The organism is Bradyrhizobium oligotrophicum (genome assembly GCF_051168495.1).
GTDB classification, from domain to species: domain Bacteria; phylum Pseudomonadota; class Alphaproteobacteria; order Rhizobiales; family Xanthobacteraceae; genus Bradyrhizobium; species Bradyrhizobium oligotrophicum_A.
Genome location: NZ_JBNPVB010000008.1, coordinates 105,417 through 130,868 on the forward strand (window position 1 = coordinate 105,417; position 25,452 = coordinate 130,868).

Below are 25,452 nucleotides of genomic sequence, written 5' to 3' on the forward strand. Positions count from 1 at the left end.
TCACTGCGTGAACAGCGTGGATTCGCTCAGATGGTTGGCGCCATAGGCCTTCTTGAGCAGGCCGTTCGCCTTGGACTCGGTTATGAACTTGGTGACGAAGGCCAGCGACTGCGGATGCTTCAGCGGCACTGCGACCGCGGTATCGGTCTTCTTGAAGGTCTCGCTGAGAACCTTGGTGCCTGGAATCTGCTTTGCGATCAGCAACAGTTGATCGCGCGCGAGCGCCACCGCATCGATCTCGCCGGCGCTCAGCAGCGCGTAGACTTCCTCGTAGGACTTGAAGCCGGTGACGGTCGCCTTCTTCAGGAACCCCTTTGCACTGCGCATGACCGTCGTGTCGTTGATGGCGGCGACCTCGTGGCCGGCCTCGTCGAGCGCGGCGACATTGGGGATGTCGAGACCGGCGCGAATGATGAACGTCGTGTCCACGGAATCGTAGACCGGACCAAAGGACATCTTGGTTTCGCGTTCGCCATCCTTGGGCAGGAACGCGACGTCCCAGGCCGTCTGAGCGGCATCCTCGACGATCGCGTTCGAATTCGGATGTTCGACGAACTCGACGGGCACGCCGACCTGCGCGGCCATGGCCTTGCCGAGCTCGACGGGGACGCCCGCATAGCCACCGTCCGACTTGACGCACCAGAATGCGCCACCGGCAGGACCGACCGCGATGGCGACCCGGAGCTTGCCCGTTGGCGCGATTTCTTCCTTCAAGCCGGCTGCGAATGCAGTATTGCCGACAACCGTGACTACCGCAGCTGCCAGGGCTGCATCACGCAGCCAGCGCCAGAACGCCATGGCCCTCTCCCATCGAATTGCAAGTTGGATACAGATCGCACCTTGCCGGGAGCACCGTTAAATACAGCTTACTTCGCATACGCAATGCGGCGTGCGGCGCGCAAAACTTACGCGCCGCAATTACCAATTCAAATAACTCGATACCAAAAACCGATTAAGCATAACTTAAACGCAGCGACGCACCCAGACGCCGTTGACCAGCACGGTCCGGCACGCCGCGGCAGCCACCGGCGGCTTGCGCACGACCACGGCGCCGCCCGCGCCGGCACAGCCGGCACGAACGACGCCGCGTGCGCAGACGACGGCATTGGCGTCCGACATCGACACGAATGGCATCGATACCAGGACGACAAGGCCGCACAGGGTCGACAAAGTCATACGTAAAAGAATGCTGCGCATGGCAAACTCCTGACAATCATCATTTGATTATTGAAATATCCACCCTGCCTGAAATTTGCCGTGAACCACGCAGCCTGGCAATTGTGACAATTTGGGTGGATGCGACGGCCGCACATTTTCGTGCGTTCACCCTCGATCCCCCGGATTGCCGATGCCGCTAACGATTGGCGGCAAACTGCGCGAGCATCCCCTTGCAGCCCGGCGACAAGCCGCCGGCATTGGCTGCGAGACATTGCGCAACCCGGCCGCCGCCCGGCTCGACCCCGCTGCAGAAGGCCCGCGCATCGGAGCCGCAGGCGGCCCTGACGATGCGCAATTCCTCCAGCGGCCGCAGCGGTCGCAGCACCATGGCGGGCGCCGCCGGCGGACGCGCCGCTGTCGCCGGCGCGGCAGTTATCGTTGCGGGTGCGGGTGCGGCTGCCGCAGATGCCGGCGGCTTCACCGGCTCCGGCTTGACGGCGGCCTTTGCTGGCGCGGCAGGCGCCACCGGCTGCGCTGCGGCGGCGGGCTTCGGCGCCTCGGCGGCCGGCCTGGGCGCCTCGGCGGCCGGCCTGGACGCCTCGGTGGCGGCTGGCGCCCTGGGTGCCTCCGGCGGCTCCGCCGTCGCGGTCGGCTTGGCCGTGGCCGGCGCTGCTGGAGCCGGCTTGGTCTCGGCAGCAGGCTTCGGCTCCGCCGCCGGCTCGAGCGCCCTCACTGCTGTCTGGCAGGACGACGAGAGACTCGCCATGTTCTTCTGCAGGCACTGGAAGGCCGCAGTGCCTCCCGGCGGAACGCTCATGCATTTCGACATGTAGTCGGAGCGGCAGGCCGACTTGATCGCGTTGCGCTGCGCATCGGTTTGCGCCGGCGCCTGCGTCGCGGTGAAGCCGGCAACGGCAGCCATCCCGAGCAGCAGCATCGTTCGATAGCGATTGATCATCGGTCGATCCTCGAGGTCGAATTGAATCTGCCGTCGCCACCGGACCAGATGCGCGACGGCCAATGGGGCTCGTCAATATGCATGCACGTATCAAGCGTCCCCTGCCGGCGCGAAGCCGTCGGGAATCTCCTGATCGCAATGGCCGCGCACGCTGCGCCGGCTTCACGCGCTTTGGCAATTGGGGAAATTTGGGTGGATCCACACCAGCGGTGGATTTGCGGCGGTCGCGCCATCGCGTTACGCCGCCGACCGCTCGTCGTCATGGCTACTCAGCCGGCGCCTCCCGCAGCATGGGCCGCGCCGCCGGAAGTTCCGGCGGCAGGATCAGCGCGGCTGCGATCGCGAGCAGCGTGAGTGCGGCGAAGGCTTGCAGCATCGTGACGAAGCCGCCGCGCTCGTACAGCCAAGCGACGAGGCCGACAGAGGCGCCGGCCGCCGTGAAGCCGATGAAATAGCGCACGGCATAGGCGCGCGAGCGCCATTCCTCCGCGGTGTATTTGCCGACCATGGCGTCGTTGACGGTGACCTGACCGAACGCACCCATGACGATGCCGATCGATGCTGCGATCAGCGCCCAATCTCGGGCGTCGGCGGCGAGGTAGAGCAGCGGCGCCAGCACCAGCGACAACGGCAGCGCCACCGCCTTCAGGGGATGGCGATCGAGCACCCGCCCGATCGTGTACTGCGTCATCGCGCCGAACACGTAGACACCGGCCGCGATCACGCCGAGCAGCGCCGGGCTCTGCGTCAGCCCCGCCAGCCGCTCCGCGAACAGCTTGGGCAGCGCAACCGTGATCGCATTGAACGTCGTGGAGATCGCGATCACCACCAGCAGCAGCGCCAGCACCACGCGCCACATCTGCTCGCGCGCGACGCGGGCCTGCGCCGCCGCCTGCTTCGAGCCGCGGCGGTCCTCATGCGCGACCAGCATCGCGAAGACAACGCCGATGCCGATCGTGATCACGCCGGGCACGATGAAGGTGAAGCGCCAACCGAGATATTGCCCGACGACGCCGGTGACCAGCGCCGAGGAGGCGACGCCGAGATTGCCGAACACGCCGTTCAGGCCCATGTCGCGGCCGAACCGGTCGGCATAGGACACCAGCATCGCGGTCCCCACCGGATGATAGATCGAGGCGAACAGGCCGATGGCGAGCAGCGCCTCGCCGAGTTGCGACGGTGTCTGCACGAGGCCGACCGAGATCATCGACAGGCCGATGCCGAGGTAGAAGATCAGCATCATGTGGCGGCGGCTCCAGCGGTCGCCGAGCCAGCCCGTCAGCAGCGACCCGGCGCCGAAGGCGATGAAGCCGGGCGTCGCGTAGGGCAGCAGGTCCGCATAGGCCATGCCGAGCGCCGGACCCATGATGATGACGGCGGCCGCGAAGATCAGCATCGCATAATGGTCGATGAAGTGGGCGGCGTTGACGAAGCCGATCACGCGGCGGGGGCTATTCATGGACTCTCCTGGATTCCCGGACAAATCGGTTATACTGCCTCGCCCTGACGAGAAGGCGCCAATGACCATCGTGGAAACGCCATTGAAGGCGCTCGGCGCCGACCGTGTGACGACCGAGGCCGGCGTCCACCTGATCGCGCGCAGCTATCGCAAGGGCATCAGGCTCGATCCGCACATGCACCGCGAGTCGCAGCTGATCTACGCCTCTGCCGGCACGATGCAGGTGACGACGCCGCGGGGGCGCTGGCTGGTGCCGCCGGATCGCGCGGTGTGGGTGCCTGCGCGCCACGCCCATGCTATCGACATGCTGGCGGACAGCCAGATGCGCACGCTGTATTTCGAGCTCAACTGGCTCAAGCGGGAGACGCGCGGGCATCAGCTCGACCGCGAGTTCGTGGTGCAGGTGTCGCCGCTGCTGCACCAGGCGATCCTCGCGCTGTTCGACGCCGGCGGCGGTCCCGCGCGCGCCGCGCTGCTGGTCCGCCTCGCGCTCTTCGAGCTGCGCCGGGCCGAGGATTCCTCGACCTTCATCCCGCTGCCGCAGGACCCGCGCGCCCGGCGCGCGGCTCAGCTCGTTCTCACCTCCCCCGCGAGCGAGGAGGATCTGGCGACCTTGGCGCGCAAGGTCGGCAGTTCCGCGCGCACGCTGTCGCGCCTGTTCGCCGCGGAGACGCGGCTCAGCTTCAAGGCCTGGTGCCAGCGCGCCCGGATCGCGGCCGCGATCGAACGGCTGTCGACCGACCGTCATCTTTCGGTCAAGCAGCTCGCCGCCGATCTTGGCTATGCCAGCGTGCCGGCGTTTTCGCATGCGTTCCGCCAGGTCACCGGCCGGACGCCGACCGAGTTCGCCGAGCAGAGCGTCGAGTGACGCCGCGCATGCGCGCCGCGACGGCGGCGTTGACGATTTGTGATGATTGAATGTGGCCACCTTTGACATAAATCAATGTAACATTGGCGCTAACGCACTCCCCGAGGATTAGACCGACAGCAGATGGCCAACGCCTTTTTTACCGACCTGATCGCCACGATTTCCGAGCGCGGCCGGACGCTGCTGCGCGGTGGCAGCCCCGCCGTCGACAAGCATGACGCGAAGAGCCTGACCGAGCTGTGCGAGGCGCTGGTGTCCGGCGCCGGCGAGGCATCGGGCACCGCGATGGCCCGCGACGTGCTCGACGGTTATCACGACCTCGACGCCGAGGGACGCAAGGCGTTCTTCACCGCGCTGGTCCATGATTTCGGCCCCGACAAGGCCAAGCTCACCAAGGCGATCGAAGACTGGCGCGCAGCGCCGTCCGACCAGGGCGCCAGCGCGCTGCATTTCGCCTCCGAGCCGCGCCGGCAGGAGCTGATCCGCCGTCTCAACCGGGCGCCCGGCGGCACGCCCGAGCTGGTCGCGATGCGCACCGACCTGCTGGACATGCTGAAGGGCAATCCGGAACTGGCCGCGCTCGATAGCGACGTCGTGCATCTCTTGAGTTCGTGGTTCAACAGGGGGTTTCTCGTGCTGCGCCGGATCGACTGGTCGACGCCTGCCAACATCCTGGAGCAGATCATCCGCTACGAGGCGGTGCACGAGATCCATGACTGGGACGATTTGCGCCGCCGCATCGATCCGGTCGACCGCCGCTGCTACGCCTTCTTCCATCCGGCGATGCCCGATGCGCCCTTGATCTTCGTCGAGGTCGCGCTGACGGAGACGATCCCGGGCGCCATCGCGCCGCTGCTCGCCGTCGACCGTGCGCCGGTGCCGGCGGACCGCGCCCGCACCGCCGTGTTCTATTCGATCTCCAACACCCAGCGCGGCCTGGGCGGCATCTCGTTCGGCAACTTCCTGATCAAGCAGGTGGTCGAGGAGCTCAGGCGCGAACTGCCGAAGCTCGACACCTTCGTCACGCTGTCGCCGGTGCCGGGCTTCATGGGCTGGCTGAAGCAGACCAATGATGCGACCGAAGACGATCGCAACGTGCTCAAGCTGCTCGACGAGCCGCGCTGGATCGAGGACGCCGGCATCGCGGCCGAGCTGCGCGCCGTGATCGAGCCGCTGGCGGCGCATTATTTCCTCAAGGCGCGCACGCCGAAGGGCAAGCTGATCGATCCCGTCGCCCGCTTCCATCTCGGCAACGGCGCAAGGCTCGAGCGCATCAACTGGCTCGGCGATCTCTCGGCCAAGGGCCAGCGCGAATCCGCGACCGTCATGGTGAACTACCTCTATCGCCTCGACGACATCGAGAAGAACCACGAGGCCTACGCCAATGACGGCGAGGTCGTCGCCTCCAGCGCAGTGAAGAAGCTCTTGCGCGGCGAAGGCCGGCGGCTGTTGGACATGCGGTTGTCGTCGTAGGCGGTACGCGCGACACCGAGCTTGAGGCCGGCCATCGGTCCACACCGATGGCGTCAGGCCGTAAGAGCCTGCAGGCTCGAAGGCAGCAGCAACTTTGATCAGCTACCAGTGAGCTGCGCTTGTGGCCAGCTCTCTCCCCGTCATGGCCGGGCTCCGTCCCGGCCATCCACGTCGGCCAGCATCCCAGGAACGACGTGGATGCCCGGGACAAGCCCGGGCATGACAAGCAACAAATTGCCAGACTGCCCGTGCCAGTTGTAAAGCGACAGGGCCATGACCGTTTCACATCTCAAACAGCTCGGGGATGTGCGACCGCGGCCTCGCGGCGCCTGACGCCCGAGTGCTGCGAAACACGTCACCCTCATCAACTACAGAGGGCGCAGGGAAGACCGGGTGCTGGCCGCAACCCATGGCCCCCGTGCGAGAGAAAGTGCACGGGGCAGGAACCACAGGTACGACCGGTGCATTCCGGCCTTCCCTGCGCGATGGTTTTACGGTGTCCTTCGTGCTCTCCCTGGGGATCGGCGTTCTTGCCCCCATCGCCCGCGTTTGCCGTCAAGCAACGACCGCGGACTTGACCTCAGCGTCGAGAGGCCAGGACCACACGACTTCAGGCGCCGGTCGTCCACCGTCGCCTCCACGTCCACCGCATCCCTGCCCCGACGTTCGTGACGACGCGTACGCCCCTCTGCGATGAGGCAGGATGCGTACATAATTGCTGATTTTCAGAATTTGTCAAGCGGAAAGATTTCGGGCGCCGCTTGCGGTGCCCGACGGGACCTCGCCCCGCGCCCTCACGACGCCTTCTTCGCCTCCACGTGCCGCGCGAAGCTGTCGAGGATGGCCTGCCAGCCGCCCTGCTGCTGCTCGACTGAATGCGTCGATTCGGCGTCGAAGACGACGCGAACGACGACGCCCTTTGGACCGGGCTGGAACGTGACTTCGGCCCTCCGGTCGCCGAACGCATATTCGATCCGCTCGTGCTCGGCGATCTTCGTGTAGGTGCCGGCAAAGTCAAAACCCATGCTGCCGTCCTTGGCCTCCATGCGCGACGAGAAGGCGCCGCCCTCTCTCAGGTCGACCGTCGCCTTGGTCGTATGCCAGTCGTCCGACGCGGCGTTCCACCTCACGATGTCGGCCGGCGTCGTATAGGCACGCCAGACCTGATCGACGGGGGCCGCAACGATGGTCTCGACGGTGATCCGCATGAACATTGCTCCTGGTTCGATTGGACGGCTCCTCAGCGCCCGTGCAGGGACCCGTGTCGGTCCAAGGACGATCCAGCCTGGCCCCTCCCGACCACTGGCGGGAGAAATATCGCACTGGGATGGTCGATGGCGGAGGACTTTCGATGGGGAGCGCCCGCCGCCGCGGATCTGCTTGATGCATCGATGCCGGTCGGCAGATCCATAGGCTGAAGGGATGGTGAGGTCCCGTGGATCAAAAGCGCCCCACGAAGGCGATGACGTCCGGACGAACGCGACGCCTCGGCGACGACGCGCGGGGGACGTTCGAAGGAGAGCTGTGGGAGGAACACTCACCCGTTCAATCGGTGTGATGCGCAGCACGTTGAGCCGTCGCTGCGACGGCTCAACGGAGCGCGCTGCCTTGCAGTCGGCCGGACTGCTACCCGCGCCTGCGGCGCGTTGATCGCTCCGACACGCGCGGTGGCTCGACAACGACGATCAACTCGGCGGGGACCTTGCCTTCGCGGTTGTCGAAACCATGCGGCACGTCTGCAAAGCATGAGCACGTGTCGCCTACCCGGAGATCGGCGCCGTCCTCTCCAAGCGTGATCCGAACAGCGCCCGACGCGACGTAGACGTGCTCGATAGTACCCGGCGCATGCGCAGCGAACGGCCCCGCCGAGGCGTGCGGCGGCACCACGTAACGCAAGAACTCGACCTCGCTGCCGGTGACGGCTGGACCAAAACGATCGCGCTTGGAGCCCGTGCCTGCTTCGACGAGCCACTGACGCTCGGACGCTTTCACAACGCGCATCCGGGCCGGCGCCGGGCTCTCGACCAGGGTCGAGAGCGGCATCTCCAGCGCCTCGGCAAGAGCGGCGAGCGTCGAGATCGTCGGGGATTTCAAGCCGCGCTCAACGTCCGAGATCATCGACGCGGAAACCCCGCTCCTGGTCGCGAGCCCACGCACGGTCAATCCCAGCTCCTCCCGCCGCCTCCGGACCACTTGAGAAATTCGGTCGAGCACCCTGTTCTCTTTAGAGGTCATTCTTTCATTCTGTTCATTATAGTGGACATTTCTGCGTGGCCTTGTAGAGTACATCCATTCGCTTTGGTGGACAAAGCAGGACATGACGGAGCTGATCATGCATGGCAGGGACTGGCGCAACCGCGGAGTGAAAGTGGTGCGCGCCGCCACTCAACAACGGGCAAGTGCGTCAGGCCGGGGCCGCGCCACGGCTTTTGATTTTGAAGGGACTGGCGGCTCGAAAATCTGGATCGGGACGGTGACACTACAGCCGAATGAACGAACCGGCGCCCACCACCACGGCCCGCACGAAGTTGCAATCTATGTGAGCAAAGGCCGGAGCCAGATCCGGTGGGGCGAGCACCTGGAGTATGTGTCGGACGTCGGCCCCGGGGATTTCGTCTACTTCCCGCCCGAAGTCCCTCATCAAGAGCTCAACCCGGATCCCGACGAGGCCGTCGATTTCGTCGTCGTACGCAGCGACAACTCAGGCATTCGGGTCGATCTTGACGTCGAGCCGGTCGGGCATCCGGAGACGATCTGCTGAGTTGCCCCGCATGCAGCGTGCAAGCGCATCAACATCGCGCCCTCGGCGTACGAGGCCCCTCTATTCGAGGCGGGAATAATTTAATGTGCTGGACCGAAATTAGACGGGACCTCGCCCCCGCGCCGTCACGACGCCTTCTTCGGGAGAGGTCTTGTGGATCAAAAGCGCCGCCCGAAGGCGATGAGTCCGGGCGAACGCGACGCCTCGGTGACAACGCGCCCGACGCTCGCATAGTTTCATGCACTGTCACCGAAATGAGTTGCGGCGTCAGCGCCCCGCTGGCGGCCGGATGTAGACGCTGGTGTGGGGCCCGGTGTGATCCTCGCGCCAGCCTCGCCTGCCCACGAGGAACTGTCGCAGTTCGTCATGGCTCTTCATCCACAGCACGGCGTCGATGTGATATTTTTCGAGCACCTCGTCCCAATTGCCGTCGTCGATCTCCCAGTGCACGAGCTTGAAGTAGTCCCGCAGCAGGTCGTCCGGATAGGCGGTCGCGGCGCGTCCGTCGACGAACAGGGGGACCGATCCGTGGGTCCGGAAGATCAGGTACCCTCCGACGTTCCAGTGATTGAGCACGCGCGCATGCGCGAGACGTGTCTGCAGATAGTCGGCGTCCCGTTCCGACAGCATGTCGGGCATACCCAGAGCCGGCTGGATCCGAAAGAACGTCAGCGGCAGGACGCATGCGCCGACGATCGCGGCAGTCAAGAGGGCCCGCTGAATGTCCAGCAGCGGGAGCCGCCTGGGGAGAAGCCGATCGAGATGCACGGCCATCGGGATCGCCGAGAAGATGAAGAAGAATGCGATGTATCGAAACTGGTAGAGCCCGAGCCCGAGAAAGAGCCAGGACAGAAGGCGCGGCTCCAGGCGGATTTTCGTCGAAACGCCATGGCGCAGTTCGAGCGCAATGAACGCGACGATATAGACCAGTCCGGGAATGCTGCCCGGGAGTTCGATGTTCTGCGAGTAAGGCAGCCACTCGCCGATGTTGCGTTGGACGAAGTGCCCCAAGGTCGCCGTCACGCCCTGGTAGATCTGCCACCCCAACGGATTGACGAAGGTTGCAACCAGGCAGCCGACCCCTGCCAGCGCAATGGCCCTGAACCCGGTCCAGTCGCGCCGCAGCAGGGCGCCGCCGCCGAAGACGGCGAGGATCAGGAAGCCGAGCACGAAGCCGCCGTGGAGGTTGACCCAGAGCACCATCAGCACGGGCAACAGCAGTAATTTCGCCGGCCGCAGACATTCCCTGTAGAAGACGACGCTGAACAGCATCGTCGCGACGTTGGGAGACGCGGTCAGATAGCTGTTGGGAGCGGCCTCATAGGCCGGATACAACAGGCACGCCGCGAAGGTCGCGATGCAGGCGGCGAGCGCGGACGCCCCACTCCCGAGGCAGGCGGACGCGAGACATCCGACAATCAATGCGCCGCAGGCCACGACCAGGACGACGAGGCCGCCATAGCCGGCAGACTTGAAGACCATGCTGGCTGCGACGTCCCAGAGCCATGACAGGTTGAACCACTGCTTGGTCCCCAGCGTGAACGACCAAGGGTCCTGGAACGGAACGTGCCCTTCGTTGCGGATCAACTCCCCGGCGGCAAGGTGCCAGCCGAGATCATAATGGCTGAGAAGGAGCGACGCGTTGGAAACGTAGAAGACGCTCAGCAGCGAGATCAGGAAGGCGTAGGTTCCGAACGCCTGGGTTCCGAATGTCTGCGATGCCTGCAGCCCTGCCGCAGGCGACTCGGCAAGCACCTCCCGCACCGACAACGTCCGCTCGCTCATGCTGCACGTCTGCTTCCCGGGCAGCGCGCGCTCGATTGCCGCGCGTCCCCACCGGAGAACTACGGGAACGCATCTAAAGCAGAGTAAAAAACTACCGTGCAACTTGCCCCGGCGACGCAAACATCGAGACTGGTTAACAAGGGGTTTATGAAGTCGACGCGGCGTTTCGATGGCCTCGCGAGCAGCGTCGCATCACGTCGCCACGCTCGACGAGCAACCTCGTGCTCGATCGCCGAATCGCGCGTGGCGGCGGCGCGTCTTCGCCTCACTCCGCAGCGCCGTGCGGCCGCAACCGCATCACCGCCGCCGGCAGGTTTGCCGCGAGCCAGTCCGCAATCACCCGCTGCTTGCGGTGATAGGCCAGCCCGGTCGCGACGACCGCAACTCCGATCAGCGACAGCGCGAACGGGAACAGCAGCGAGTCCTTGAAGACGATTTCGGCGAGATGGCCGAGATACAAGGTGATGCCGATGGCACCGAAGACGGCGTAGGCGCGGCGGACGATGATGACCGCGATCGCGAGCAGGCCGATGTTGAGCAGGCAGTAGATCGCCTTGCCGAGTTCGGTCGCGCCTTCGGTGGCGCTGATGCCGCCCCAGAAGGCCAGCAAGCCGAACAGATGCAGCCAGAAGCCGAAGTCGCGGCTGGCACTGTTGTAGTCGACGATCCAGGCCAGCCCGAGGATGCCGAGGCCGAACCAGATCGAGACCACACGGCGCATCTCCCAGTCGAACTGGCTGACGTTGAAGATCCACGGCGTCAGGTCCATCGACATGAACCACAGCGCGACCGAGATGATCGCGACGATGAAGGGCACGCGATAGAAGCGCAGCGCGATGGCGCCCGCCGCGATCGTGGCGATCTCCATGAACAGCCAGCTGCCCTTGATCCAGACGTAGAAGTTGTGGACCGTACCGGGCTTGCCGAACCTGCCCCACCAGCCGAGTTCGTCCTGAATGCCGTAGACGGCGAGTGGCGCCATCGAGACCGCGATCGCGATCAGCAGGCCGCCGGGCACGCGCAGGTCTCGGCGCCACAGACGGTTGCCGGCGAGGCCGAACGCCGCAGCATAGGCGAGCGCGCAGGCGGTCAGCGCGCGGCCCCCCATCTGCGAGAACGCCACCGTCGAGAACAGGCCCATGGCGCCGATCACGATCAGGGTGCCGGCATACCAGAGCAGATGCGCGGCATCGAATTGGGCGCGCGGTGCAGGACCGGATGGGGCGCGCTGCTGGAGATAGGCCAGCAGGCGTTGCAGGTCGTCTCGACCGATGGCGCCGGCGCTCGCCGCAGCGCGGAGGTCGTGGTCGGAATAGGACATGGTGGTCACCTCTCGTGATCCGCCGGGAGACGGCATGCAGGACCGGTCGCGCGGACGCCTGCGGCGTCGCGCGTCGGGACCGGAGCCGACAGGCGGATAAGGGTGAGTGTAGCGAAACTTGAGCGACGTTCAATAAAAATTTTGAACGTCGCTCAAATATTGAAGCGAACGGCTGGGAAAACGAAGCTGGCGGCTCGCACCGTTCTTGAAGGCCAAGCTCGCACGACATCCTCGGTGTCATTCCCCGCGAAGGCGGGGACTCCAGTACGCCGCGGCCTGTCGGTTGATCACTTCCGTCTCTGGAATACTGGATCGTCCGCTTTCGCGGACGATGACAGTTGGGCGTGACGATGCGGTGCTCGTCGCAGCCGCCGTAATGGTCATCATCACGGCTGTCTCCGCGTCGTCATGGCCGGGCTTGTCCCGGCCATCCACGTCGTGCCCAGACGAAAGACGTGGATGCCCGGGACCAGCCCGGGCATGACGAGTCCTGGGTTGGCGGTTTGCCTCATCGCTGAGGACTGTGGTGCTCTGGCGCGATCGAAGCTAGACCGTGCGCAGAGCCGCCCGCTCAATCCTTGAAATAGGGCTCCACCGGCCCATGCACCTTGATGGTCAGCGGGTTGCCGTGGCGGTCCTTGGCGGTGCCGGCGGCGACGCGGATCCAGCCTTCGCTGATGCAGTATTCCTCGACATTGGTCTTCTCGGCGCCCTTGAAGCGGATGCCGACGTCGCGCGACAGGATCGCTTCGTTGTAATAGGGGCTCTTCGGATCGACCGACAGGCGGTCCGGGAATGCAGGGGTGTCGTTGTCGCTCACAGCAGTGCCTCGATCTCTTTTCGCAACGCCTCGGGCGTGGTGGTCGGCGCATGGCGCGACACCACATGACCGGCTCGATCGACCAGGAATTTGGTGAAATTCCACTTGATCGCCGAGCCCAGGAGGCCCGTCTTCTCGCCCTTCAGGAACCGGTACAGCGGATGCGCGTCGGCGCCGTTGACGTCGATTTTCGCAAACAGCGGGAAGGTTACATCGTACTTGCCCGCGCAGAACGCGCCGATCTCCTCCGCCGTGCCCGGCTCCTGGGCGCCGAACTGGTTACAGGGAAATCCGAGCACGGCAAAGCCCCGGGGCGCGTAGGCGCGATGCAGCGCCTCCAGGCCGCGATATTGCGGCGTGAAGCCGCAGGCGCTGGCGGTGTTGACGATCAACAGCACCTGGCCTTCGAAGCGCTGCAGCGGCACCTCCTCGCCCTTCAGCGAGGTCGCGGTGAAATCGTAGATGCCGGCGGCGCTCACGCCAGCACCGGATCGATCGGCGACGGCGGCGTCCCGCCGGCCTCGATCGCCTCGCCCGCGGCGAGGCAGATGTCCTCGCGAAAGCGCTGGCCGACCAGTTGGACGCCGACGGGAATGCGCCCGACCATGCCGGTCGAGACCACGAGGCCCGGCAGGCCGAAGAAGGGAATCGCGATCTGCGTCAGCTGCGCATGCCAGACCTGCCTGAACGACTCCTCGTCCTTGCGGTCGAGCTGGTCGGCGAACGGCAGCATGCCCGACACTGGCAGCAACAGCAGCGGGTGCTGCTCCATGAACAGCAGCCACTGCCGGGTCAGCGCGGCGCGCCGCGCCAGGGTCTGCGACAGGTCGAACGGGTGCACCTTGTCACTGACACCGCGCAGGCAGGCGAGCGCGCCCGGATCGCCCTCCTGCTCGGCCGCCGCTAGCTGGGCCTCGTAGCCGTCGCCGAGCCACAGCCGGGTCTGCAGCAAGGCGGCCTCCTGCATCGGCGGCGTGTCGGCGATCTCCTCGACGGTCCAGCCGGCCGCTTCGAGCCGCCGGGCGGCGTCGCGTAGCGCGGCGACGACCTCGGGTACCGGGTTCAGGCCATCCGGATTGACGCAGAGCGTGACGCGCTTCGGCAGCTCGGGGCCCTCGAGCGGCACCGGCATCCACCAGACGTCGCGGACGTCGCGCGCCGACATCGCCGCCAGCGCGATCCGGACGTCGTTGACGGTGCGGGCCAGCGGGCCGGAGACGGCGCTGATCTGCGGGCCGATCGGCCGCTCCGGCAGGCAGGTGTTGAAGGCGGGGATGCGGCCGACCGTCGGGCGCAGACCGTGGATGCCGCAGGCATAGGCCGGATAGCGGACGGAGCCGGCGATGTCGGTGCCGTGGCCGATATGGCCGATGCCGGCGGCGGTGGCCGAGCCGGCGCCGCCGGACGAGCCGCCGGGCGTGATGCCGGGGTCGCGCGGGTTCTTGGTGTGGCCGTGGATGAGGTTGCTGGTGAACCAGCGGTAGGACACCGCCGGCGTGTTGGTGCGGCCGAGCAGCACGGCGCCGGCCTTCACGAAATTATTGACGACGGGGTTGTGCGCTGACGCGATGGCGTCCTTCTGCAGGTTGAGGCCGTTGGTGGTGGCGTAGCCTGTCTGATCGACATTCACCTTGATCGTCACGGGTACGCCGGCGAGCGGCCCGGGATCCTCGCCGCGCGACAGCCTGGCATCGATGGCGTCGGCCTGCTTCAGCACGTCCTCGGGGCGATGGTCGATCACGGCGTTGATCTGCGGATTGACCGCATCGAGCCGAGCCAGCGCCGCGGTCGCGGCGTCGCGGGCGGAGACCTGTTTGGACTTGATGAGGGCGGCGAGGTCGGCAGCCGGCAGGCGCCAGAGATCGGTCATGGACAACTCCGTGATGGTCCCGGGTTCTTAGCGCGGGGAACGGCACGGAGAAAGCCGCGCATCGCGAGGTGGGCCATGCATCTGGCAGCGCCGCTGCCGCCTGGCCTCGAGACCTCACCCTCGACATTTCCTTCGGCATCCCGGGCCCCTATATACCGCGCCATGACCACGCCTGCCGCCCAGCCCGACCGCCATCCTCTCGCGGTTCAGAATCCGGAACTCGATGAGGCCTCCATCCGCCGTCTGATTCAGACCTTCTATGAACGTGCGCGGCAGGACGAACTGATCGGTCCCATCTTCAACCGCGCGGTGGACGACTGGGACGAGCATATCGGCAGGATCAGCGATTTCTGGTCGTCGATGTTCCTGAAGACCGGCCGTTACAGCGGCGCGCCGATGCGGCCGCATCTCGTGCTGGCGCTGCAGGGCGCGCATTTCGACCGCTGGCTGCAGCTGTTCGAGGCGACGGCGAAGGAGCTGTTCGCCGAGGGGCTCGCCGAGCTGTTCATCATCCGCGCGCGGCGCATCGCCGACAGCTTCGAGATGGGAATCGCCAGCACGCGCGGCGACCTCGTGCGCCCGCGCCATTCGCTCTGACCCGGCTCGCGTCGGCCACGGCGCCGGTCTGCCCGGTCGGCGGCCACACCACCCGGCGCAGCCTCGCTCCGAGCATCTGCGCCTTCAGTGCCGCGTCATCGACTGCGCGGGCATGGTGAAGATGGCCTCGGAGAACGGAAACTCCAGTACGACCTCGCCGTCCTCATCGGTGACCTCGATGACGGCCGTCATCAGCGCGGCATTGCCGCCCTCGGTGCGCAGCAGTTCCTTGATCATGTCGCGCGCCACTTCCCAGGCGCGGTCGGGATTGCGCAGCACTTCACCGTCGGTGTCGGAGACCAGTTCCTCGCCGATCCGCGTGTTGAAGAAATATCTAGGCATCGTCGGTTTCCAATGGGGTCGCGCGCTTGGGTTTTCTTGGGTTTCTCAGGTCTTCTTGGGTTTTGAAGTCTCTAACGTCTCACGACTGCTTTATCCGCATCGCCCTGCCCTCAAGCTAGCGACTGAAGTGAGCGGCGTTACGAAGCCATCGATCACGAATTCGTTGTTTTCACGGCTCAATCCGACGAAAATGGCAGCAATTCGCGGCTGCGGCATCGCACTGCAATAAACAGGCCTGACAGGCTCAAACAAAAAGATTCCACTGGCGAACTTTTCGTAGCACGGTAGTTTAATTCCGAGGACGATAACCGTCCCATCTTGAAGGAGAGGACAATGGCCTGGAAAGCACCGAAGATCGTTGAAGTGCCGGTCGGCATGGAAATCAACATGTATGCCTGCGCGGCCCGCAAATAATTCGCGGGTGTGACGTCCAGGTCCCGCTTGGCCGGGGCGTCGACGCTCGAGGGTGGGGATCAGTGATCGCGTGCGTGCCAGCCCGTGCGCAGGCCCGGTATCCCACCCTCGTCACCTTCGTGACCTGCAGGTCGTCCTGACTGTTCGTCAGCCAGACCGTTCGTCAGACTCCCTGTTGGTCATCCTCCCTGTTGGTCATCCTGCCGCTGGTAATCGCGTGCGCGACCAAAGCTGAATTCCAGGAGACGGCTCATGCTTCGCATCGTCGTCCTGGGCGCCGCGGCGGGCGGCGGAGTCCCGCAGTGGAATTGCGGCTGCGCCGTCTGCCGTGCCGCCCGCACCTCACATCCCGAGATCAGCAACAGCCAGGCCTCGGTCGCCGTCAGCGCCGACGGCGCCAACTGGTTCCTGATCAACGCTTCGCCCGACCTGCGGCAGCAGGTCACCCGTACGCCGCAACTGCACCCGAAGCCGGGCGCCTTGCGCCACAGCCCGATCGCCGGCGTGATCCTGACCAATGGCGAGATCGACGCGATCACCGGGCTATTGTCGATGCGCGAGAGTTCGCCATTTTCGATTCATGCCCACCCCAAGGTGCTTGCGATCCTGCGGTCGAACAACATCTTCGATGTGCTGAAGGACGAGACCGTCAAGCGCCTGCCGATCGAGATCGATGCGCCGTTCCGGCCGCAACTGCAGGATGGCCGGCCCTCGGGGCTGGAGATCACCGCCTTCGCGGTCTCCGGCACCAGCGCGTGGTATCTGCGCGACAAGCAACATCCGGGCGGCAGCTCGTCGACCGGTGACACGCTGGGGCTGAAGATTACCGACCTCGACAGCGGGCAATATGGCTACGTCATCGCCGCCTGTGCCGGCGTCGACGACGCCTTGAGAACGAGATTGAAAGGCGCGCCGCTGGTGCTGTTCGACGGCACCGTGTGGCGCGACGACGAGATGATCCAGGCTGGACTCGGCAACAAGACCGGGCAGAGCATGGGACATATCGCGATGTCCGGAGAAAGCGGCGCAATCAAGCAGCTGGCGGACCTCGGGATCGGCAGGAAGATCTTCCTGCACATCAACAACTCCAATCCGGCGTGGCTGCACGCCTCACACGAGCGGCAAACGTTGGAACGCGAGGGATGGGAAATCCCCGCTGAAGGGATGGAGATCGTACTGTGAGTGAGGTCAATCTGAGCGGAATGACGGCGCTGTCGATCGGACGCGGCGTCACGCTGAACAATGCGGGCGAATTGGAAGCAGCGCTGCGCCACATCGGCGCGACGCGCTATCACAACCACCATCCGTTCCATAAGCTGCTGCACAGCGGCAAGCTCAACAAGGGCCAGGTGCAGGCCTGGGCGCTGAACCGCTACTATTACCAATCGACGATCCCGCTGAAGGACGCGATGGTGATGACACGCTTTCGCGATCGCGCCACGCGGCTGGAATGGCGGCACCGCATCGAGGATCACGACGGCGACGTCGGCAGCGAGGGCGGCATCGAGCGCTGGCTGAAGCTGACCGAAGGCCTCGGCCTCGACACGGCTTACGTCGAATCCACCGAAGGCATCCTGCCGGCGACGCGCTTCGCTGTCGAAGCCTATGTGCATTTCTGCCGCGACCGCTCGCCGCTGGAGGCGATCGCCTCGTCGTTGACCGAGCTGTTTGCGCCGAGCATTCATGAAGAGCGGATCTCTGGCATGCTGGAGCACTACAATTTCGTCAACAACGACACCATGAGCTACTTCAAGCGCCGCCTCACCCAGGCGCCGCGCGACGCCAACTTCGCCCTGCATTACGTCAAGGAGCACGCTGCCACGCCCGAGCAGCGCGCCGCGGTGTGCAACGCGCTGATCTTCAAGACCAACGTGCTGTGGGTGCAACTTGACGCGCTGTATCACGCCTATGTCGAAGGCCACATCCCGCCCGGCGCGTTCGTGCCGAAGGAGGGGTAGCGTGGTTGTCGCGGCTCTCTCAACAGCATCGGTTCCACCCTCCCCTGGAGGGGGAGGGTCGGCTCGCGCGAAGCGCGAGGCGGGGTGGGGTGAAGCCGCCAGCCGCGGTGCGCGTGGAGAAATCACCCCACCCCGTTGCGCATCGCGCGCGATGCGCAACGACCCTCCCCCTCCAGGGGAGGGTGGGCACTTCCGATGCCGCAGCATCGGATCAAACGCACCTGCTATCGTGTAGAGACCCGCCATGGCCCCGCGTCACATCCAAGTTGCCGAGACCAGCCGCGTGGTGCTGCCGCGGCATACCAAGCTGAAATACGACGAGACGCGTCAGGTGTGGGTGATCCTCGCGCCGGAGCGCGTGCTGGCGCCGGATGAGATCGCAGTTGAAGTACTCAAGCTGTGCGACGGCGCGCGCAGCGTCGCTGCTATCATCGACGAGCTCGCGGCGAAATACGCCGCGCCCCGCGACGTGATCGCGACCGATGTCGTCGCCATGCTGCAGGATCTCGCCGACAAGGGCTTTCTGACCGAGGTCCGGGAGACGACATCATGACCGAGCTGACCGCGACGGCGCCGCAGATTGACGCGAATGACGGCCTCGCCGTGCTGGAGCGGCGCGGCTCCGTGGCCGAGAGCTTCGGCATTCCGCTCGCCGTGCTGCTCGAGCTCACCCATCGTTGCCCGCTGCAATGCCCCTATTGCTCCAACCCGCTGGAGCTCGATCGCTCGGGCCAGGAGCTGACCACCGCGGAGTGGAAGAAGGTGCTCTCGGAGCTCGCCGAGATCGGCGTGCTGCAGGTGCATTTCTCCGGCGGCGAGCCGACCGCGCGCAAGGACATCGTCGAGCTGGTGCAGCACGCCAACGATGTCGGCCTCTACACCAACCTGATCACCTCGGCGGTGCTGCTGACGCGCGAGCGGCTCAAGGAGCTGGCCGATGCCGGGCTCTGCCATGTGCAGATCAGCTTCCAGGGCAATGAGCCCGTGGTCGCCGACCGCGTCGGCGGCTACAAAGGCGGTCATGCCAAGAAGCTCGAGGTCGCCAAGTGGACGCGCGAGCTCGATTTGCCGCTGACCGTCAACGCCGTGATGCACCGGCAGAACCTGCATCAGCTGCCCGACATCATCCAGATGGCGGTCGATCTCGATGCCGACCGGCTCGAGGTCGCCAATGTGCAATATTACGGCTGGGCCTTGAAGAACCGCGCCAGCCTGATGCCGACCTTTGCGCAATTGGAAGAGACCGACCGCCTCGTCGAGGAGGCGCGCGAGCGGCTGAAGGGCACGCTGACGATCGACTACGTCGTGCCGGACTACTACGCGCTGCGGCCGAAGAAATGCATGGGCGGCTGGGGCCGGCAGTTCTTCAACATCTCGCCCTCGGGCAAGGTCCTGCCCTGCCATGCCGCCGAGAGCATCACCGGGCTCGACTTCATGTCGGTGCGCTCGAACAACTCCATCGCCTGGATCTGGCAGAACTCCGAGGCCTTCAACCGCTATCGCGGCACCGGCTGGATGAAGGAGCCGTGCAAGAGCTGCGAGTTTCGCGAGATCGATTTCGGCGGCTGCCGCTGCCAGGCGTTTGCGCTGACCGGCGACGCTGGCAACACCGATCCGGCCTGCACGCTGTCGCCGCTGCACGAGAGCATCTTCAAGCAGGCCGAGCGCGATGCGGCCTCGGGCCAGGACCGCTTCCTCTATCGCAACTTTGCCGGCGGCACGCCGGAGAACGGCAATGATGCCTGACGCCGAAGCCGGCCGCGCCTCAACACACCGCAACGATCCGTTTGCGCCGCTGACGTCGGAATGGCTCGACGTCTCCGGCGGCCATCAGATCTATGTCGAGAGCACCGGCCGCATCGGCGGCATCCCCGCCGTCTATCTGCATGGCGGCCCCGGCTCCGGCTGCCAGCCGGATCATCGCCGGCTGTTCGATCCCGAGCGCTTCCATGCCGTGCTGTTCGACCAGCGCGGCGCCGGCCGCTCGCGCCCGGCGCGCAGCCGCGACAACAACACCCTGCCCGACCTGATCGCCGACATGGAGACGATCCGCGCCAAGTTCGGCTTCGAGCGCTGGATCGTTGCCGGCGGCTCCTGGGGCGCAACACTGGCGCTGGCCTATGCGCAGGCGCATCCGACCCGCGTGACGGGCCTCGTGCTGCGCGCGACCTTCCTCGGCACCCGCGCGGAGGTGGCCGCCGCCTTCGGCGAAACGCTGGCGCGCTTTCACCCGGCCCTGCACCGCGATTTTCTGGACCTGTTGCCGGAAGCCGAGCGCGCCGATCCCTGCGACGCCTATTTCCGCCGCATCCTCGATCCCGACCCGGCCATCCACGGCCCCGCCGCCCGCGCCTGGCACGACACCGAGCGCGCGCTGTCGGAGGTGAAGCCGTCGCGCACCCAGCTCGATCGCCTCGCCATCCGCTCCGGCAGCGCGCTGCCGGCGACGCCGTTCATGGAGGCGCACTACTTCTCCAACGACAGCTTCATGGCGCCGGACCAGCTGCTGCGGGATGCGACCAAGCTGGCCGGCATTCCCGGCATCATCGTGCAGGGCCGCTACGACCTGCTCTGCCCGCCCGCGACCTCGGCACGGCTGGCCGACGCATGGCGCGACGCCGAAATCCGTGTCGTCGAAGCCGCAGGTCACAATCTTTATGACCCCGGCATCCGCGATGCGGTCATGAAAGCCATCTGCGATATGGCGAAGCGCGCGACGGCGCCTTAAACACATCTCTCATTCCCCTCATGCTGAGGAGGCGCGCCAGCGCCGTCTCGAAGCATGGGGCCCGTGACACCTCGGGCCTCATCCTTCGAGATGGCCGCTTTTGGCGGCCTCCTCAGGATGAGGATCAGCACACGCACCAGGAGGCTCGAGATGCCCATCGCCGGGAAAGGCATGCTTTTGACATCGATGAACATCGATGCCGAGCATGAAGCTGATTTCAACCACTGGTACGACGCAGAGCATCTCGAAGAGCGCGTGGCCATTCCCGGCTTCGTCGAGGCGCGGCGCTATGTCGCCGAGCAGGGCAGCCCGAAATATCTGTGCCTGTATTCGACCGAGAGCATCGACGTGCTCGACAGCGCCGCGTATCGCGCTCGCTTGGAGTCGCCGACGGAATGGTCGAAGACGGTGATGGCGCGGTTCAAGAACATGATCCGCAGCGTCGCGCGCATCACGATCTCGAAGGGGGCGGGGCGCGGCGCCGTGCTGGGCATCATCCGGCTGCGGCCGAAGCCGGGACAGGACGGCGCACTGCGCGACGCGCTAGAGGTCGAGCTCGATCCGCGCGAGCTCAGGGGCGTGATCTCGATGCATCTGCTCGAAGGCGATGCGGATCTCTCCGGCCCTGCTGCTGGCGTGCCAGCAACCTCACGCGATGCCGACTGGTTCATCCTGATCGACGGCACCGACAGCCACGCGATTGCCACGCTGATGACCACGCGCTTTGCGGCGATCGACGGACCGCTGGCAACGCAGATCTCGGCCGGCATCTATAGGCTGATGTGGGATTTGAGCCGCGCGGACATCGCGACCAACTAAGTTTGACGCCCATCTCTCTCCACGCGTCATGGCCGGGCTTGTCCCGGCCATCCACGTCGTCCGGCATCTTGAGAAGCGCGTGGATGCCCGGGTCAAGCCCGGGCATGACGACTGAGTGCGTGGTGTCTCGCTTGCCCTACTGGCTCTTCCTACTCGTCCACATCACATCCCGCATCGCAACACATGGCCACATCGCGCCTGCAATGCGGCATTGCATCACTGTGCATGACCACCAGCCCTGCAAATTTGCCTTTGTGTGCGCCTTGGAATGGCTCTAGTCTGATATGACTATTCAATTGAGCCATTCAAAAAACAGAAGGTCGACGAACAGGCCAGCTCCGGAGCGCAATTGATCCGCCGCTGTTCCTGAACAATCGGTCGTCCTCAGGTCAGGAAGGCCGCGCGCTCGTGGTTCGCCGCGCGGACAGGGTAGGAATGAGAGCGACTGATATTTCGGCCCCCGACTACTTTCACAAAGTGGTCGATTGCCAATGGGCTTGTCCCGCACACACCCCGGTTCCCGAATACATCCGCCTGATCGCCGAGGGTCGCTACAGCGACGCCTACATGATCAATTGGAAGTCGAATGTGTTCCCCGGCATTCTCGGACGCACCTGCGACCGCCCCTGCGAGCCTGCCTGCCGCCGCGGGCGCGTCGAGGAGAGTCCGGTGGCGATCTGCCGCCTCAAGCGCGTCGCGGCCGACTTCAAGGATGATGTTCACCACCGTATGCCGCGGCCTGCCCCGAAGAACGGCCGGCGCATCGCGCTGGTCGGCGGCGGCCCGGCCTCGCTGACGGTGGCCCGCGACCTCGCCCCGCTCGGCTATCACTGCATAGTGTTCGACGGCGATGCGAAGCCCGGCGGCATGATGCGGTCGCAGATCCCCAAGTTCCGTCTGCCCGATAGCGTGATCGACGAAGAGACCGGCTACGTACTCGGCCTCGGCGTCGAGTTCAAGGCCGGTCATCGCATCGACAGCCTGAAGAAGCTGCTGGCCGACAATTATGATGCCGTGTTCATCGGCTCGGGCGCGCCGCGTGGCCGCGAGCTGACCCTTCCCGGCCGCACGGAAGCGGCCGCCAACATCCACCTCGGCATCGACTGGCTGTCGAGCGTCTCGTTTGGCCATACCGACAAGATCGGCAGGCGCGTGATCGTGCTCGGCGGCGGCAACACCGCGATGGACTGCTGCCGCACCGCGCGACGGCTCGGCGGCGAGGACGTCAAGGTCGTCGTGCGCTCCGGTTTCGAGGAGATGAAAGCTTCACCGTGGGAGAAGGAAGACGCGCTGCATGAGGACATTCCGATCCTCAACTATCTCGTGCCGGTTGCCTTCAACCACGACAACGGCAAGCTCACTGGCGTCACCTTCCAGAAGGTGAAGGCCGAATATGACGCCAACGGCCGGCGTTCGCTGGTGCCGTCCGGCGAGCCCGATCAGACGTTCGCGTGCGACGACGTGCTGGTGGCCGTCGGCCAGGAGAATGCGTTCCCGTGGATCGAAGCCGATTGCGGTGTCGCATTCGACAAATGGCACATGCCCGAGGTCGATCCGAAAACCTTCGTCTCGACCAATCCAAAAGTGTTCTTTGGCGGCGATGCCGCATTCGGGCCGAAGAACATCATCTGGGCGGTCGCGCAGGGACATGAAGCCGCGTTGTCGATCCACCGCCTGCTGTCAGGCGAGGACATCACCGAGCGGCCGCTGCCCGAGGTGCACGTCTCCTCGCAGAAGATGGGCATCCATGAATGGAGCTACGACAACGACATCTCGGCGGAGAAGCGCTTCAAGGTGCCGCACCGCGACAAGGTCGTGGCGCTGAAGGACATCCGCGCCGAGGTCGAGCTCGGCTACGACGTCAAGCTCGCGCTCGGCGAGGCGCATCGCTGCCTGAACTGCGACGTGCAGACGGTGTTCTCCAACACGCTGTGCATCGAATGCGATGCCTGCGCCGACATCTGCCCGATGGACTGCATCACCTTCACGGAGAATGGCGAGGAGGCTGATCTGCGCTCACGCCTGAAGGCGCCGTCTGTTCATCCCGACCAGGACCTCTACGTGTCATCGGATCTGAAGACCGGACGCGTGATGGTGAAGGACGAGGACGTCTGCCTCCATTGCGGCCTGTGCGCCGAGCGCTGTCCCACCGGTGCGTGGGACATGCAGAAATATTTCATCGAGACGACTCACGCAGGTCACGCATGTCCCAGCAAGCGCCGCTCAGCAGCGTAAACGATTTCGTCGTCCGCTTCGCCAACGTCAACGGCTCCGGCTCGGCCAGCGCCAACGAATTGTTCGCGCGCGCCGTGCTCCGCCACGGCGTCCCGGTGTCCCCACGCAACATCTTCCCGTCGAACATCCAGGGCCTGCCGACCTGGTACGAGGTGCGGGTCACCGAGGCCGGCCATCTCGGCGCGCGCGGCGGCGGCACCGACCTGATGGTCGCGATGAACCCGCAGACCTGGGACAAGGACGTCGCCGGCATCGTGCCGGGCGGCTATCTGTTCTACGATTCGACCAAGCCGATGCCGTCGACCAAGTTTCGCGACGACATCACCGTCATCGGCGTGCCGCTGACCGCCATCACCAACTCGACCTATTCGGATCCGCGCCAGCGCCAGCTGTTCAAGAACATCATCTATCTCGGTGCCCTCTCCGCGCTGCTGGACATGGACCCGAAGCTGATCGAGCAATTGATCGGTGAGCAGTACAAGGGCAAGGAAAAGCTACTCTCCTCCAACGTCCATGCGCTGCATCTTGGCCGCGACTGGGCACTGCAAAACCTGAAATGTCCGATCGGCCTGCGCATCAAGAAAGCCGACAAGGTCGGTGACCGCATCTTCATCGAGGGCAATAACGCCGCCGCGCTCGGCGCGGTCTATGGTGGCGCCACGGTGTGCGCGTGGTATCCGATCACGCCGTCGTCGTCCCTGGCCGAGGCCTTCACCAACCACTGCAAGAAGCTGCGGCACGATCCCGAGACCGGCGAGGCCAAATACGCGATCGTGCAGGCCGAGGACGAGCTCGCCTCGATCGGCATGGTGGTCGGCGCGTCCTGGAACGGCGCCCGCGCCTTCACCACAACATCGGGTCCCGGCGTGTCGCTGATGACCGAGTTCATCGGCCTGTCGTACTTTGCCGAGATCCCGGCCGTCATCATGAACGTGCAGCGTGCCGGGCCGTCGACGGGCATGCCGACGCGGACCCAGCAATGCGACCTGGTCGCCTGCGCCTATGCCTCGCATGGCGACACCAAGCACGTGCTGCTGTTCCCCGAAGACCCCGCCGAGGCGTTCGAGTTTTCGGCAGCCGCCTTCGACCTCGCCGAGCGGCTGCAGACCACGATCTTCCTGATGCTCGATCTCGACATCGGCATGAACCAGCGGCTGTGCCGGCCGCTGAAATGGGACGATTCCAGGCAGTATGACCGCGGCAAGGTGATGACCGCCGAGATGCTGGAGGAGGGGCGCGACTTCGGCCGCTATCTCGACGTCGACGGCGACGGCATCCCGTTCCGCACCCTCCCCGGCGCCCATCCGACCAAGGGCTCGTACTTCACCAGGGGCACCTCGCGGGACCGCTACGCGCGCTATTCGGAAGAAGGCGCCGTCTATGCGGACAACGTGCAGCGCCTGTTGCGCAAGTTCCAGACCGCGCAGGACATGGTGCCGCGGCCGCTGCAGGCCAATGCTGCCAAGCCGACCAAATATGGCGTGATCTATTTCGGCTCGACCGCACCGGCGATGGACGAGGCGATCGAGCTATTGGAGGCGCGCGGCTGTCAGCTCGACCGCCTGCGCATCCGCGCCTTCCCGTTCCATTCGAGCGTGGCGAGCTTCATCGCCGAGCACGATTTCGTCTACGTGGTCGAGCAGAACCGCGACGCCCAGCTGCGCCAGCTGATCGTGACCGAGAACGGCATCGATCCGGTGCGCCTGGTGCCGATCCTGCATTATGACGGCACGCCGATCACGGCACGCTTCATCGCGGACGCGATCGGCGACCACCAGGACCACATCCAGGTCACGCCGCGGCGCAAGGCGGTGTCGTGACGATGTGTCCACTCTCTCCCAACGTCGTGCCCGGGCTTGACCCGCCTGCGCGGCCGAAGCCGCTCC

At 65.4% G+C, this 25,452-nt stretch carries 25 protein-coding genes; 13 read left to right on the top strand and 12 right to left on the bottom strand.

The features are described from left to right. The 4 genes from ACQR1B_RS17305 to ACQR1B_RS17320 all read right to left on the bottom strand — a co-directional run bounded on the left by ACQR1B_RS17305 (position 1) and on the right by ACQR1B_RS17320 (position 3,575). Positions 1-798 carry a transporter substrate-binding domain-containing protein gene (locus tag ACQR1B_RS17305; protein WP_434834524.1) on the bottom strand — a complete coding sequence of 266 codons (798 nt, stop codon included), beginning with the start codon at positions 796-798 and terminating at the stop codon, positions 1-3. 165 nt (positions 799-963) lie between these two features. Then, a complete protein-coding gene (locus ACQR1B_RS17310) occupies positions 964-1,197 on the bottom strand; it encodes a hypothetical protein (RefSeq protein ID WP_434834523.1) in 234 nt (77 codons plus the stop codon). A gap of 157 nt (positions 1,198-1,354) precedes the next feature. Next, entirely contained in the window at positions 1,355-2,116 is a 762-nt protein-coding gene (locus tag ACQR1B_RS17315; protein ID WP_434834522.1) for a hypothetical protein, read from the bottom strand. A 265-nt stretch (positions 2,117-2,381) separates the two neighbouring features. Further along, positions 2,382-3,575, bottom strand: coding sequence for an MFS transporter (locus tag ACQR1B_RS17320; protein WP_434834521.1), 1,194 nt, complete (start codon positions 3,573-3,575; stop codon positions 2,382-2,384). 61 nt (positions 3,576-3,636) lie between these two features. Between ACQR1B_RS17320 and ACQR1B_RS17325 the strand changes: the two genes are divergently transcribed. Further along, on the top strand, positions 3,637-4,443 hold the full coding sequence (locus tag ACQR1B_RS17325) for a helix-turn-helix domain-containing protein (protein WP_434834520.1): 807 nt from the start codon (positions 3,637-3,639) through the stop codon (positions 4,441-4,443). 123 nt (positions 4,444-4,566) lie between these two features. Further along, the gene (locus ACQR1B_RS17330) at positions 4,567-5,916 is read left to right on the top strand and encodes a malonyl-CoA decarboxylase (protein ID WP_434834519.1); all 1,350 of its coding nucleotides are present in this window, start codon (positions 4,567-4,569) and stop codon (positions 5,914-5,916) included. A 794-nt stretch (positions 5,917-6,710) separates the two neighbouring features. Here the strand turns inward: ACQR1B_RS17330 and ACQR1B_RS17335 are convergent. Both ACQR1B_RS17335 and ACQR1B_RS17340 read right to left on the bottom strand, forming a co-directional pair. Beyond that, positions 6,711-7,124, bottom strand: coding sequence for an SRPBCC family protein (locus ACQR1B_RS17335; protein WP_434834518.1), 414 nt, complete (start codon positions 7,122-7,124; stop codon positions 6,711-6,713). Positions 7,125-7,542: 418 nt separating this feature from the next. After that, the gene (locus ACQR1B_RS17340; RefSeq protein WP_434834517.1) at positions 7,543-8,151 is read right to left on the bottom strand and encodes a helix-turn-helix domain-containing protein; all 609 of its coding nucleotides are present in this window, start codon (positions 8,149-8,151) and stop codon (positions 7,543-7,545) included. Between the two features lie 82 nt (positions 8,152-8,233). Here ACQR1B_RS17340 and ACQR1B_RS17345 point away from each other — a divergent pair, with 82 nt between their 5' ends. Then, positions 8,234-8,677: a cupin domain-containing protein gene (locus ACQR1B_RS17345; protein WP_434834516.1), complete on the top strand. Its 444-nt coding sequence runs from the start codon at positions 8,234-8,236 to the stop codon at positions 8,675-8,677. 267 nt (positions 8,678-8,944) lie between these two features. Here the strand turns inward: ACQR1B_RS17345 and ACQR1B_RS17350 are convergent, their stop codons facing one another. From ACQR1B_RS17350 to ACQR1B_RS17370, 5 genes are all read right to left on the bottom strand, one after another. Continuing rightward, positions 8,945-10,462: a hypothetical protein gene (locus ACQR1B_RS17350; RefSeq protein ID WP_434834515.1), complete on the bottom strand. Its 1,518-nt coding sequence runs from the start codon at positions 10,460-10,462 to the stop codon at positions 8,945-8,947. Positions 10,463-10,727: 265 nt separating this feature from the next. Continuing rightward, the gene (locus ACQR1B_RS17355) at positions 10,728-11,783 is read right to left on the bottom strand and encodes a hypothetical protein (RefSeq protein WP_434834514.1); all 1,056 of its coding nucleotides are present in this window, start codon (positions 11,781-11,783) and stop codon (positions 10,728-10,730) included. 571 nt (positions 11,784-12,354) lie between these two features. Further along, positions 12,355-12,603 (bottom strand): DUF3297 family protein, encoded by a 249-nt coding sequence (locus ACQR1B_RS17360; protein ID WP_434834513.1) that lies wholly within the window; start codon positions 12,601-12,603, stop codon positions 12,355-12,357. Continuing rightward, a complete protein-coding gene (locus ACQR1B_RS17365) occupies positions 12,600-13,082 on the bottom strand; it encodes a glutathione peroxidase (RefSeq protein WP_434834512.1) in 483 nt (160 codons plus the stop codon). Before ACQR1B_RS17365 ends, ACQR1B_RS17360 begins: the two co-directional genes overlap by 4 nt. Then, on the bottom strand, positions 13,079-14,473 hold the full coding sequence (locus tag ACQR1B_RS17370; RefSeq protein ID WP_434834511.1) for an amidase family protein: 1,395 nt from the start codon (positions 14,471-14,473) through the stop codon (positions 13,079-13,081). Before ACQR1B_RS17370 ends, ACQR1B_RS17365 begins: the two co-directional genes overlap by 4 nt. 162 nt (positions 14,474-14,635) lie before the next feature. Here ACQR1B_RS17370 and ACQR1B_RS17375 point away from each other — a divergent pair, with 162 nt between their 5' ends. Then, positions 14,636-15,070, top strand: coding sequence for a group III truncated hemoglobin (locus tag ACQR1B_RS17375; RefSeq protein ID WP_434834510.1), 435 nt, complete (start codon positions 14,636-14,638; stop codon positions 15,068-15,070). Positions 15,071-15,154: 84 nt separating this feature from the next. On the opposite strand, the gene ACQR1B_RS17380 is transcribed toward ACQR1B_RS17375, so the two are convergent. After that, positions 15,155-15,412: a DUF6894 family protein gene (locus ACQR1B_RS17380; RefSeq protein WP_434834509.1), complete on the bottom strand. Its 258-nt coding sequence runs from the start codon at positions 15,410-15,412 to the stop codon at positions 15,155-15,157. A 333-nt stretch (positions 15,413-15,745) separates the two neighbouring features. On the opposite strand from ACQR1B_RS17380, the gene pqqA reads away from it, so the two are divergent. The 9 genes from pqqA (at position 15,746) to ACQR1B_RS17425 (ending at position 25,386) form a co-directional block, all read left to right on the top strand. Beyond that, on the top strand, positions 15,746-15,826 hold the full coding sequence (gene pqqA, locus ACQR1B_RS17385) for a pyrroloquinoline quinone precursor peptide PqqA (protein WP_012029362.1): 81 nt from the start codon (positions 15,746-15,748) through the stop codon (positions 15,824-15,826). A gap of 252 nt (positions 15,827-16,078) precedes the next feature. Further along, the gene (gene pqqB / locus ACQR1B_RS17390; protein WP_434834508.1) at positions 16,079-17,008 is read left to right on the top strand and encodes a pyrroloquinoline quinone biosynthesis protein PqqB; all 930 of its coding nucleotides are present in this window, start codon (positions 16,079-16,081) and stop codon (positions 17,006-17,008) included. 20 nt (positions 17,009-17,028) lie between these two features. Then, complete coding sequence (gene pqqC, locus ACQR1B_RS17395) at positions 17,029-17,784, top strand: pyrroloquinoline-quinone synthase PqqC (protein WP_434834626.1); 756 nt, start codon at positions 17,029-17,031, stop codon at positions 17,782-17,784. A 244-nt stretch (positions 17,785-18,028) separates the two neighbouring features. Continuing rightward, on the top strand, positions 18,029-18,337 hold the full coding sequence (gene pqqD, locus ACQR1B_RS17400) for a pyrroloquinoline quinone biosynthesis peptide chaperone PqqD (protein ID WP_434834507.1): 309 nt from the start codon (positions 18,029-18,031) through the stop codon (positions 18,335-18,337). Beyond that, complete coding sequence (pqqE, locus tag ACQR1B_RS17405; protein ID WP_434834506.1) at positions 18,334-19,530, top strand: pyrroloquinoline quinone biosynthesis protein PqqE; 1,197 nt, start codon at positions 18,334-18,336, stop codon at positions 19,528-19,530. The genes pqqD and pqqE overlap by 4 nt, the downstream gene beginning before the upstream one ends. After that, positions 19,523-20,512, top strand: coding sequence for a prolyl aminopeptidase (gene pip / locus ACQR1B_RS17410; protein ID WP_434834625.1), 990 nt, complete (start codon positions 19,523-19,525; stop codon positions 20,510-20,512). The genes pqqE and pip overlap by 8 nt, the downstream gene beginning before the upstream one ends. 150 nt (positions 20,513-20,662) lie before the next feature. Then, a complete protein-coding gene (locus ACQR1B_RS17415; RefSeq protein ID WP_434834505.1) occupies positions 20,663-21,331 on the top strand; it encodes a hypothetical protein in 669 nt (222 codons plus the stop codon). 435 nt (positions 21,332-21,766) lie between these two features. Next, complete coding sequence (locus tag ACQR1B_RS17420; protein ID WP_434834504.1) at positions 21,767-23,566, top strand: FAD-dependent oxidoreductase; 1,800 nt, start codon at positions 21,767-21,769, stop codon at positions 23,564-23,566. Next, on the top strand, positions 23,536-25,386 hold the full coding sequence (locus ACQR1B_RS17425; protein ID WP_434834503.1) for a 2-oxoacid:acceptor oxidoreductase subunit alpha: 1,851 nt from the start codon (positions 23,536-23,538) through the stop codon (positions 25,384-25,386). The genes ACQR1B_RS17420 and ACQR1B_RS17425 overlap by 31 nt, the downstream gene beginning before the upstream one ends. The last annotated feature ends 66 nt before the right edge of the window (positions 25,387-25,452 follow it).

Excerpts from the sequence above, each read along its gene's own strand:
- ACQR1B_RS17305 (WP_434834524.1), bottom strand. The coding sequence starts at position 798 with ATGGCGTTCTGGCGCTGGCTGCGTGATGCAGCCCTGGCAGCTGCGGTA.
- ACQR1B_RS17310 (WP_434834523.1), bottom strand. The coding sequence starts at position 1,197 with ATGCGCAGCATTCTTTTACGTATGACTTTGTCGACCCTGTGCGGCCTT.
- ACQR1B_RS17315 (WP_434834522.1), bottom strand. The coding sequence starts at position 2,116 with ATGATCAATCGCTATCGAACGATGCTGCTGCTCGGGATGGCTGCCGTT.
- ACQR1B_RS17320 (WP_434834521.1), bottom strand. The coding sequence starts at position 3,575 with ATGAATAGCCCCCGCCGCGTGATCGGCTTCGTCAACGCCGCCCACTTC.
- ACQR1B_RS17325 (WP_434834520.1), top strand. The coding sequence starts at position 3,637 with ATGACCATCGTGGAAACGCCATTGAAGGCGCTCGGCGCCGACCGTGTG.
- ACQR1B_RS17330 (WP_434834519.1), top strand. The coding sequence starts at position 4,567 with ATGGCCAACGCCTTTTTTACCGACCTGATCGCCACGATTTCCGAGCGC.
- ACQR1B_RS17335 (WP_434834518.1), bottom strand. The coding sequence starts at position 7,124 with ATGCGGATCACCGTCGAGACCATCGTTGCGGCCCCCGTCGATCAGGTC.
- ACQR1B_RS17340 (WP_434834517.1), bottom strand. The coding sequence starts at position 8,151 with ATGACCTCTAAAGAGAACAGGGTGCTCGACCGAATTTCTCAAGTGGTC.
- ACQR1B_RS17345 (WP_434834516.1), top strand. The coding sequence starts at position 8,234 with ATGACGGAGCTGATCATGCATGGCAGGGACTGGCGCAACCGCGGAGTG.
- ACQR1B_RS17350 (WP_434834515.1), bottom strand. The coding sequence starts at position 10,462 with ATGAGCGAGCGGACGTTGTCGGTGCGGGAGGTGCTTGCCGAGTCGCCT.
- ACQR1B_RS17355 (WP_434834514.1), bottom strand. The coding sequence starts at position 11,783 with ATGTCCTATTCCGACCACGACCTCCGCGCTGCGGCGAGCGCCGGCGCC.
- ACQR1B_RS17370 (WP_434834511.1), bottom strand. The coding sequence starts at position 14,473 with ATGACCGATCTCTGGCGCCTGCCGGCTGCCGACCTCGCCGCCCTCATC.
- ACQR1B_RS17375 (WP_434834510.1), top strand. The coding sequence starts at position 14,636 with ATGACCACGCCTGCCGCCCAGCCCGACCGCCATCCTCTCGCGGTTCAG.
- ACQR1B_RS17380 (WP_434834509.1), bottom strand. The coding sequence starts at position 15,412 with ATGCCTAGATATTTCTTCAACACGCGGATCGGCGAGGAACTGGTCTCC.
- pqqA (WP_012029362.1), top strand. The coding sequence starts at position 15,746 with ATGGCCTGGAAAGCACCGAAGATCGTTGAAGTGCCGGTCGGCATGGAA.
- pqqB (WP_434834508.1), top strand. The coding sequence starts at position 16,079 with ATGCTTCGCATCGTCGTCCTGGGCGCCGCGGCGGGCGGCGGAGTCCCG.
- pqqC (WP_434834626.1), top strand. The coding sequence starts at position 17,029 with ATGACGGCGCTGTCGATCGGACGCGGCGTCACGCTGAACAATGCGGGC.
- pqqD (WP_434834507.1), top strand. The coding sequence starts at position 18,029 with ATGGCCCCGCGTCACATCCAAGTTGCCGAGACCAGCCGCGTGGTGCTG.
- pqqE (WP_434834506.1), top strand. The coding sequence starts at position 18,334 with ATGACCGAGCTGACCGCGACGGCGCCGCAGATTGACGCGAATGACGGC.
- pip (WP_434834625.1), top strand. The coding sequence starts at position 19,523 with ATGCCTGACGCCGAAGCCGGCCGCGCCTCAACACACCGCAACGATCCG.
- ACQR1B_RS17415 (WP_434834505.1), top strand. The coding sequence starts at position 20,663 with ATGCCCATCGCCGGGAAAGGCATGCTTTTGACATCGATGAACATCGAT.
- ACQR1B_RS17420 (WP_434834504.1), top strand. The coding sequence starts at position 21,767 with ATGAGAGCGACTGATATTTCGGCCCCCGACTACTTTCACAAAGTGGTC.
- ACQR1B_RS17425 (WP_434834503.1), top strand. The coding sequence starts at position 23,536 with ATGTCCCAGCAAGCGCCGCTCAGCAGCGTAAACGATTTCGTCGTCCGC.